General features: G+C 35.6%; 8 protein-coding genes. All 8 read right to left on the bottom strand.

Annotated elements, in window-relative coordinates; genetic code table 11:
• Positions 1-882 (bottom strand): F420-nonreducing hydrogenase (locus Q4Q55_RS09000; protein ID WP_303372482.1); only part of this gene is annotated, 882 nt, incomplete at its 3' end.
• 16 nt (positions 883-898) lie between these two features.
• Positions 899-1324, bottom strand: a complete 426-nt coding sequence (locus Q4Q55_RS08995) for a hydrogenase iron-sulfur subunit (RefSeq protein WP_303372481.1) — start codon at positions 1322-1324, stop codon at positions 899-901.
• A 320-nt stretch (positions 1325-1644) separates the two neighbouring features.
• A complete protein-coding gene (locus Q4Q55_RS08990) occupies positions 1645-2895 on the bottom strand; it encodes a SufD family Fe-S cluster assembly protein (protein WP_303372480.1) in 1251 nt (416 codons plus the stop codon).
• On the bottom strand, positions 2864-3619 hold the full coding sequence (locus Q4Q55_RS08985) for an ABC transporter ATP-binding protein (protein WP_303372479.1): 756 nt from the start codon (positions 3617-3619) through the stop codon (positions 2864-2866). The genes Q4Q55_RS08990 and Q4Q55_RS08985 overlap by 32 nt, the downstream gene beginning before the upstream one ends.
• A gap of 124 nt (positions 3620-3743) precedes the next feature.
• Positions 3744-4010, bottom strand: a complete 267-nt coding sequence (locus Q4Q55_RS08980; RefSeq protein ID WP_303372478.1) for a PRC-barrel domain-containing protein — start codon at positions 4008-4010, stop codon at positions 3744-3746.
• 55 nt (positions 4011-4065) lie between these two features.
• Positions 4066-4674, bottom strand: coding sequence for an NTP transferase domain-containing protein (locus tag Q4Q55_RS08975; protein ID WP_303372477.1), 609 nt, complete (start codon positions 4672-4674; stop codon positions 4066-4068).
• A 21-nt stretch (positions 4675-4695) separates the two neighbouring features.
• Positions 4696-6165 carry a methanogenesis marker 14 protein gene (locus tag Q4Q55_RS08970; RefSeq protein ID WP_303372476.1) on the bottom strand — a complete coding sequence of 490 codons (1470 nt, stop codon included), beginning with the start codon at positions 6163-6165 and terminating at the stop codon, positions 4696-4698.
• A 156-nt stretch (positions 6166-6321) separates the two neighbouring features.
• A partial coding sequence (gene mtrH / locus Q4Q55_RS08965) for a tetrahydromethanopterin S-methyltransferase subunit H (RefSeq protein WP_303372475.1) occupies positions 6322-7055 on the bottom strand: 734 nt, incomplete at its 5' end.

Here is a 7055-nt window from a genome sequence, read left to right as displayed (position 1 = left end):
TAATGTGTAAGAGTAGAAAGTACCTACGATATCATCTAATTGATCAGCGACAGTTTCAGGGTCAACTGTTTTATCTTCTTGTACACCGTAGTCAGATGCAATCGCACTGATCATTTTTGCTCCTTGGTCTAATACTTTAGCAGTAGGACCATAACATCCTCTACATTGGATACCGATAGAAGGACATTCTGCACCACATAATGATACGGTAGCAGGACCCATACATACTAATCCTTGAGTAATTAAACATAAATCAGGTTCTGGGAGACCTAATTCAAATTGTCTTTTAATGAAGTCCATAGCTAAACCAGCAGGTGGTTTTTCTCTAGGACATACTTCACATAAGTTGGTTGAAGGTAATTCGATTGTTTCTCCTCTTAATAATGTTAAGATAGCTTCAGCTACAACATCAGAACGAGGTGGGCAACCTGGAATCATTAAATCAATATCCATAACTTCACCAATAGGTCTTACTCTGCTTTCGAGATGAGGTACATCTTCGTGAGGAATAATTCCTTCAGGGTTAACAGTAGATACGGAATTAATGTATGCTTCTTCTTCTAATTCTTCAACAGTCCATAAGTTTCCAAGACCTGGGATACCACCGTAGCAGGAGCAAGTTCCGTAAGAAATAACCATGTTAGCTTTTTCATTTAACATTTCAGCTAATTCTCTGTTTTCGTCGTTTCTTACTCCACCTTCGACAATAATAATGTCTAATTCAGGTACTTCATCATATTTAGTATCCATGAGTACAGGGGAAAATTCGAAATCCGCAAATTCCATTACATCAATTAATGATTCGTGGAAATCCGCAATGGATAAGTGGCAACCGGAACATCCGCCAAACCACATAGTTCCTATTTTTACTTTATCTGCCATATTAAACTCCTCCAATTTATCTTTCAGCATCTAATTGTTGTTTTAATGGAGCTGGACCTAATTCTTTGATTCTGCTAACCATCATTTTAACAGATTCAGAGAATTTTTCACCTTCGGATGCAGAAATCCAATCGTGGTGAACTCTTTCTTTTCCAATTCCCATATCTTCAACTAATTTATAAATTAATCTCATTCTACGATCTAATTTGTAGTTACCAGCATCATAGTGGCAGTCACCCATGTGACATCCTGCTACGAATACACCGTCAGCACCTTCTTGGAATGCTTTTAAAACAAATTGTGGGTCAATTCTTCCAGAACACATTACACGAATAACTCTAATATTCGGTGGGTATTGCATCCTTGCAGTACCTGCTGTGTCTGCTCCTCCATAGGAACACCAGTTGCAACAAAACATTACAATTTTTACATCATCAGCCATAGAGTTTCTCCTCCTCTATAAATATTTTTTTTACGAATTTTGAAAAACTATTGTTTCTCAAAATCTAATTTTAAAGTTTTTTAAAAAATTTTAAAATCTTTTATTTAAAGCATACATGTTTAGGCATGCCTTAAATTCACAATTTTCGTACTTAATGAGCTAGCTCAGCATGACATTATGTACTGATTAATATATTTCATTAATAATTAATATAAAGGTTACTCGGAGATTAAAGTCAAAAAGTTTATATACTATAAAACAAGATTTCTTAAAAATGAATTTAAAAGAAATAAAAGAGAAAAAAAGAATAAATAATGGAATTACATTCCATCATGACTCATTTCAATCATGTTTTGAGTTAATTGAGCCAATTCGTCAGGAAGACCAGTAATATCCATGTTTAGAAATCCTCTAACAATCATAGACTCTGCATCTTCTTCATCGATACCTCTGGAAGTCAGATAGTTTATTTCTTCTTCAGAAATTTTACCAACAGCAGCTTCATGAGACATCTCTAAATTAGCGGAACTGGCTTCAAGTTCAGGCACCGCATAAATGAAACTGTCATCAGACAATACCAATCCGTGACATTCCAAGTGTCCTTTAACATCAGGAACCGTACCTGCTAAATGACCTCTAGCATAAATCTGAGATTCATCTTGGGCAACTGCTCTTGAGATAACTTCCCCGCGAGCACCTTCAGCATTCAATAATGCCCTGGATCCTACATCAATAATGGAATCCTTTTTACCAGCCTGAATACTTTGGAAAATAGCCCTTGAATTTTTACCATCACAATAAGCAGTAGGGAATGATTGAATGGTGCTTACAGGACTGGTTAAAATGTAATTGTTAATATAAGTAGAATTTTCCATTAGTTTAATGCCTGTCCTTGGACGTACTTCCACCTGTTCGGCCCAATTATGAACCATCGTAAAAGTAATTTTTGAACCCGGTTTTAAATACATTTCAGAAACCCCCACATGCATAGCAGATGAAATATCATCACCGGTTGCACAACCAGTAATCAAATGCAATTCTGAGTTTTCCTCAGCAATAATTACATTGTGAGCGGTCTGCATAATATCAGCATCACTAATGAACATGCATGCTTGAACCGGCATTACCTCTTTAGTTCCAGGCAGTGACCTTACGAAATATCCGCTTTTAACACCGTCTTCCTTTTCACGCAAGGCAGTTTTAGCAGTGTACTTGTCGGCATCAGGCTTTACGACATTCCACAGATAGTCTTCAATCCAACTGTACTTATCCAGTGCCACACCGATGTTCATCACTTCAATTGAATCTGAAATGGAGTTGTTTGTGAAAACGTTACTCTGGTCAACCTGCAGGAATGAACCGGACCTGTTTTTTTCTTCGGTGTCGACACCGACCTTCAAGAGATCCTTTTTTGTTTGTTTTCCCAAATCATCCAAATCGTCAAGCATATCTATGGCATTGACTGTCTCATCAGTGAAATTTTCAATAGTAATATCAGCACCTAAAGCTGCTTTTTTATCTTTTGCTCTTTCAGCATCCTCATAAACATTGCGCACACTCAACACATCCATTAAAACCGTTTTTTCTAATATCTTCCAAAATTTCAGATGGATTTCCGGAACAGGAAATTACTCCATCTATCAAAACATGTGCCTTATCTGCACTAACGAAATTTAAAATATAACCCAAGTGAGTAATTAATAGACCACTTCTTTTTCTACTGCGTTGTGGTTTATCCTTATCCAATAAAGTTCCAATTTCAGAAGCCAGCAATTCCACATTTTCAATATCCACACCGGAATCAGGTTCGTCAAACATGGTGAAATCTGGCATTTGAGCCAATAACTGTAAAATTTCAGAACGTTTTACTTCCCCACCGGAAAATCCTAAATTGACATCCCTATCTAAAAACTCATCGCTGAATTTAAGTTGTTGAGCCAATTGCTGCATTCTAGGGTTCAATTCCTCATTGACATCCTGATGTGATATGATTTTTAATAAATCTCCTACTGAAACTCCTCTGATTGAAGGAGGAGTTTGAAAACTTACGCCAAGACCTAATTTAACCCTTTCAGCAGTAGTTAAACCAGTAATGTCTTGTCCTTTAAATTTAATTGACCCCTGAACTACATCATATTGTGGAAAACCTAATATGGTTAAAAATAAAGTACTTTTTCCAGCACCATTAGGTCCTAAAAGAACATGAGTTTCCCCTTCAGCAATTGAAAGGTTAACCCCCTTTAAAACTCTTTTTCCAGCTACTTCAACAGCCAAATCTTCTATTTCAAGCAACATATAATCACCTTTTAAGAATTAAATATGAATTTGTTTTATACTAGTATAACTATAGTTTACAAAATATAAATAGTTAATCAAAATAAGTAAAACAAGAAAAATAAAAAAAAAGAGAATAACTGAATTATTCAGTTACAATAATAAATTCGCCTACTTTTTCGACTTTAGCAAAAGGAACTAATAATAAATCCCCATTTCTTTTAGCACCTTTAACATGAATATTGCGATCGCTTTCAACTCTAATAGCTATATCAACAATTTTACCAGTTTTTTCATTAATAATTAATTCATCCAATACACCAAGGATACGTGCATTGTTGGTAGCTACTTGATAGTTTTTTATTTCACTCCATAATTTTTCTTCTCTTTTAGGAATTTGTTTATTATCCATTTAATCACCTGATAAAAATTAAATTTAGTTATATAAATATTTAATTTCATTATATTTAAAGATAATATTCACTATACAATTTTTCTGCAACCTGACTATCTAAAATGGTATTGATATTTAATGCCAGCTCTTTTTTTGGAATAATTAACTGGTCTTCATCCTGAACAATATTAACACTTCTTAAAACATTTAAACCAGACGGAACATTACCGTTGAACTCATAAGAATAATTTAGGCCCAATTCCTTAAAAATTTCAACAGGCACTAAAGTTGACAAGGCATCTTTACCGGATTTGAAATAATATTTCAAAACACAATCAATAGTTTCAGTTGAAATGAATGGTAAATCTGCATTAATGAATAATAAAATGTCTTCACTAGATTGTTTTTCAAAATAATCCAAAATAAAAGATAAATCTGTTAGATAATCTTTACCTGAAGTATCAAATATTTCAAAATCTCCTTTCAAAGATTTCAAATATTCAGTTGTTTCAGGAGTGTTTGGACTAACAGCAATAACTATTTTATCGACCAATTTAGATGAATTTAAATTATCAATCACATATTTGATTAATGGTTTATTGCATAATTTAAAAAGAGGTTTTTCGCAGGGAACTTCAAGTCTGGTTCCCCTACCTCCAGCCATCAAGATTGCATAAATCATTGAAAAATCACATACTTTTTTTTAAGCGAATTTTCCACCCATCATCTTCATACGGTCTTTAAGGATGCATCTTCCACCTTGTTTACCTCCAATAGGAACTTTAGGAGTACCCATAGAGTTCATACAACGAGCCATAATAGCTGATCCCAATGCAAGACCATCTTCAACAAACACCACATTTTCAAACTTATCCTGAACAGCTTCCAAAATAAGTTGAGGTTTGCGTCCAGTAATACCTGCCCTACCAGTAATTCCTAAAGCGGAACCTGGAATTATTACATTTTCTTCAAATGCAACATCCAAACATCTTGTAACAATGTTCCTACTTACATAATCCAAAGTTGAAAGCAAAGTTGGAAGACCATACTCATCATAGAATTGTGCACCCAATTCCATTAATTCAGGAAGTTTATCACCATTAAATCCAACATCACAACCGATTAATGTTGTACCTGCCTTTTCTGCAGCTTCAGGATTTAAAGGAACAGTACCAAACCTTTCAACATCCATTGGAACTTTACAGATGTTAACCAATTTGTGAGCCTCCAAAGCATTGGCTTCAGCTTGCTTATGGTCAGCCTTTTTCATTGCCTTGTCTGAGTATAAATCCAAAGCCGCACCATTTTTCTTATCGATTTTGCCAGACCCTCTAGCTAAAGAGTCACTTACAACACCTGCCAGACCTAAAAAGTTACCAACAGTATTAGCATAAGGTTCATTGTCATTAACAATACGTCCTGCCAATGTGGAACCGAAATCCAGGGAAACACACGGGTTTCTATAATCCACATCAGTCCATTTTGCACCTAATTTAATTCCAGCTGTTACAAGTTCCCCTTCCATTTCATTTGCAACTGTTTCCTTACCTTCAGGAGGAACTACACTTACAACAGCACCATCAAACATGATATTTTCTAAAAGGGAGTGTTTTTGTAACCTTTCAGGAAGTTGTGATATGCTCATTGCAGGAGACATCTTACGTGGAGGAATATCTGCTTCAAGACAACCATCAGCAAGAGCAATAATAAGTTGACCCGCTTCTTCAGCAGTAGCAAAACCTGCAGTTACTCCAGTTGATCTTACAACAAAGTCCAAATCCTCATCCTTATCAACCTGACATTTCCTAAGTGATTCTAAAACCGTATCTCGGATAAGCTCAGTTACAGCCTCCTTAGAAAGTTCAATACCCCACACAGTTTTACCGAAAACATCTTCATTAGGTTTAGGCTTTCTGATATCCCTTGTCATTTTTACTGTTTTATTAAGCAAATAAGACTCACTAGTGTTTAGATTAGTGGCCATTACAATAGATTTTGTAGTGGTGTTACCTAATTCAACAGAAGCAGTGACATAAAAAGTATCTGGCTTTTGAACTGCTCCAGGACTTGCAGGTCCTGCCCTTTGAGCTTTTAAACTAGCTAAATTACCTTCTTTAGAATGAGCTATGATAGGTTTAGGACCTTTATTAAAAATTCTACTTAAAAAAGACATTATCTAACCTCTCCAAAATATAAAGTTAATTAATAATCTCTTTTTAAAATAATATAAATTTTATTAAAATGTTTTGAAAAAAAGTGTTTGAAAAATAGTAGAAAAATAGAAAAAAATGATTAGATGAATTGAATCATCTAATCGGGACCCTTTTATTTATAATAATTTGTTAATTGGGTGGTCTTCTACAGGTTCGGTACCGATATCTTTTGCTGCTTCAGCAATCATGATATCTGCCATACCACATGCAGGGAATGCGAGTTTTGAGTTTTCGATAGGTCCGAAAAGAACGAAGTCTCCACCAGCCATTTGTTGTACAATGTTTGAACCGATGTCACAAACAGGCCATGCTTCTTTGTGTTCTTTTTTGTATCCTCTTAACCAGTCCCATGCGGAAGGTACGTTGTGAATACCGGATCCTACAGGGTATCCCCATTTAGCTTTTACAGCATAAGCGGTTCTTACAGCAGGTCCTGCACCTTGACCTAATGGAGTAACAGCTACATCCATCCAAGGTTTGGTAATTCCACATTCATCAGCCATTTGAAGAATACCTTGGTCGATTACAGATCCACCATCTTCCCAAATTTCGATTTTACCAGCTACACCAGGAGTCATTGGGTTGAATCCTAAGAGAATGGATGCATCGATATCTGAGTTTTTAACAGCGTCAATTTCGCCAGGTTCTGCCGCCATACTTAAAGAGTTGTAAACAGCTCTTTCAGCTAATCCAGCTTCTTGTACATATTCTACACCTGCAATTTTTGCAGCAGCTGCAGTTGAGTCAATAAGGAAAGGTTTGTCACAGACGTCTCCTACAAATTCTAAGTATTTTACCATAGCTTCTGCAGTAGCACCGAAAGTTTGTACAACACAAGGGTTTCCGGTTA

It is taken from the genome of Methanobrevibacter sp. (assembly GCF_030539555.1).
GTDB lineage: Archaea > Methanobacteriota > Methanobacteria > Methanobacteriales > Methanobacteriaceae > Methanocatella.
Note: the sequence above shows the minus strand (reverse complement) of the source record. Positions and strands in the feature narration are given on the sequence as shown.